The organism is Actinoplanes sp. NPDC048791 (assembly GCF_040650095.1).
GTDB lineage: Bacteria > Actinomycetota > Actinomycetes > Mycobacteriales > Micromonosporaceae > Actinoplanes.
The window spans coordinates 1-2660 of sequence record NZ_JBEZGQ010001090.1 but is presented as its reverse complement, the minus strand read 5'-3'; the positions used below and the strand labels follow the sequence as shown (position 1 = coordinate 2660).

At 73.3% G+C, this 2660-nt stretch carries 3 protein-coding genes; 1 reads left to right on the top strand and 2 read right to left on the bottom strand.

Features of this window, described 5'->3' with window-relative positions:
• Positions 1 to 147: 147 nt before the first annotated feature.
• Complete coding sequence (locus tag AB0C29_RS42595; protein ID WP_360833239.1) at positions 148 to 993, bottom strand: hypothetical protein; 846 nt, start codon at positions 991 to 993, stop codon at positions 148 to 150.
• 79 nt (positions 994 to 1072) lie between these two features.
• Entirely contained in the window at positions 1073 to 2068 is a 996-nt protein-coding gene (locus AB0C29_RS42590; RefSeq protein WP_360833237.1) for an aldo/keto reductase, read from the bottom strand.
• 102 nt (positions 2069 to 2170) lie between these two features.
• On the opposite strand from AB0C29_RS42590, the gene AB0C29_RS42585 reads away from it, so the two are divergent.
• Positions 2171 to 2660: helix-turn-helix domain-containing protein (locus tag AB0C29_RS42585; RefSeq protein WP_360833235.1), on the top strand; the 490-nt coding region annotated here is incomplete at its 3' end.

Sequence of the window (2660 nt, the reverse complement as noted above, 5' to 3'; positions counted from 1 at the left end):
CGCCCATCAACCGGCGGCTCACCGCGGCCGCCGATGCCCACGAGACTCCGGCCGACGTCCGCAGCTGGCAACGCGCCTGGGACCGCATCATCGTCCCCCGGGCCGTCCTGCAGGGGCTGGCCGTCCTCGCGCTGGGCGTGAGCCTCATCAGCTGATCGCGCGCCGTGAGCCGGTCACGATCAGGAGTAGTCCGGGGAGCGCCCCGAACAGCCACAGAATCGGCAGTGGCCAGTGCACCAGCGTCCCTGCCGCCCCGCGGATCCGGGGAGTCTGGTTGACGGAGTAGGTCGCGGCGGCGACGCTCGCCCGGCAGGTCAGGGAGTAGTCGCCGGCCGCGGGCACCCGGAATTCGCCGATCCAGCGATACGCCGGGGTGGCATCGAACCCGGGTGTGCCGGGCTGGACGGGGAGCAGCTCCACCGCCCGATCGGGCCGGCCGGAGCCGGTCACCCGGCAATCGGGGTCGGTCGGTGCGGAACCGACCGCGTAGAGGGCGTACCGGCCGGGTGCCGCCAGGGTGAGCGGCACCGGCCGATCGACCCGGGTCTCCCCCGGCCCGGCCGGAAAGCTGCCGAAACTGAACTCGGCACCTCGTTGCACGGTCACGGGCGCCAGCAACGCACCGATCACGGCGATCAGCGCGCCGGCGACGACCCGGCCGGGCCGCCGCCCACCGCGAGCTCCCGAGTGGCCCAGCCGGCAACCGGTCACCGCGCCGATCGCGGCCAAAGGCAGACCCAGTAAGGCCTCCGCGCCGACCGTCTGCCGCACCGGGATGCCCCATCGATACACCGCCCAGGACAGGCCGAGAAATGCACCCGCGACGACGGTGCCGATGGTGACGGCACACCACATCCGCCCTCCGGCGCGCGCGGCGGAGACCGCGGCGAGCAGTGGCAGAGGGACGAGCACCCACCACGACACCGTCGGGCCCTTGGAGATGACGTCCTCGGCGCGATGGAAGAACGGGTACAGGATCAGTGGGGCCGACACCGACACGACTGCCCACACGAAAACCCAGAAAGGCCCCGGAGCTGCCCGCCTCGCCGCCACCCTCACAGCATGGACGACGCTAGTTGCCCACGCCGAGGGAAGCCATGAAAGCCGCCGGGTAGCGGTCGCCGCGGGCCGCTCCGGCCGGCACTGCCTGCTCGATCTCGGCGAGGTCGTCCGCCGTCAGGGTCAGCTCGGCCGCGGGCAGCGCCTCGGCCAGCCGCTCCCGGGTGCGCGCGCCGACCAGCGGCACGATGTCCGGTCCCTGCGCCGCCACCCAGGCGATGGCCAGCTGCGCGACCGTGCAGCCCTTCGCCCCGGCGATCCGGCGCAGCGCTTCGACCAGGGCGAGATTGTGTTCCACGTTGCCGCCGGCGAACCGCGGGCTGAAGCCGCGGCTGTCGCCCGGCCTGGGCGGTCCGGCGGACCAGTGCCCGGAGATCAGGCCGCGGCCCAGCACACCGTACGCGGTCAGCCCGATCCCCAGTTCCCGCAGCGTGGGCAGCACCTCGGCCTCCACCGCCCGGGACAGCAGGGAGTACTCGATCTGCAGGTCCGCCACCGGGTGCACGGCCTGCGCCCGGCGGATCGTCTCTGCGCCGACCTCCGACAGGCCCAGGTGCCGCACGTAGCCGGCGTCGATCATCTCCTTGATCGCGCCGACGGTGTCCTCGATCGGCACCGCCGGGTCCAGCCGGGCGGGACGGTAGATGTCGATGTGGTCGACGCCCAGCCGGGTCAGCGTGTAGGCCAGGAAGTTGCGCACCGCCTCCGGGCGGCTGTCCTGGCCGCCGAAGGAGGCGCCCGGCCCCCGCTGCATGCCGAACTTGACGCTCAGCTGGTAGCTGTCCCGGTCGCGGCCGCGCAGTGCCTCGCCGAGCAGCAGTTCGTTGTGGCCCATGCCGTAGAAGTCGGCGGTGTCGATCAGGGTCACGCCCGCGTCCAGCGCGGCGTGCACCGTGGCGATCGCTTCCGTGCGGTCGGTCGCGCCGTACGCGCCCGACATGCCCATCGCGCCCAGGCCCAGCGTGGAGACGGCCGGCCCGGTCCTGCCCAAGGTTCGTGTCTGCATCATGGTTCAACCGTGGACCCGGCCCGGCCCGGGCGGGAGCGGAGCGTTCATCGTGGGAGAGCCGCTCCCTGGATACCCGGGCCAGCCGCGGAGCACCATGAGGTCATGCATCGTGACCAGCTCGCCGACTTCCTGCGCCGCCGCCGCGAGGCCGTCCGGCCGGCCCAGGTCGGCATCGCCGAGGGCCCGCGCCGGCGCACCGCCGGTCTGCGCCGCGAGGAGGTGGCCATGCTGGCCGGCATGTCGGTCGACTACGTGGTACGCCTGGAGCAGGGCCGCAGCAGTCAGCCCTCGACCCAGCTGCTCGGCGCGCTGGCCCGGGCCCTGCGCCTCTCCGACGACGAGCGTGACCACCTGTTCCACCTGGCCGGGCACCGTCCCCCGCCCGCCGAGGGCATCGCCGGCCAGGCCCGCGCCGGTCTGCTGCGCATGCTGGACCTGCTCGGTGACACCCCGGCCATGGTGCTGTCCGACCTGGGTGAGGTGCTCGCCCAGAACCGGATGTCCGCCCTGCTGACCGGCGATCTCACCCACTTCTCCGGTGACCGGCGCTACGTCGTGTACCGCTGGTTCACCGACCCGGCCACCCGCGCCG

What these genes read in the sequence shown, in the direction of transcription:
- AB0C29_RS42590 (WP_360833237.1), bottom strand. Translation starts at nt 2,068, where the DNA reads ATGATGCAGACACGAACCTTGGGCAGGACCGGGCCGGCCGTCTCCACG.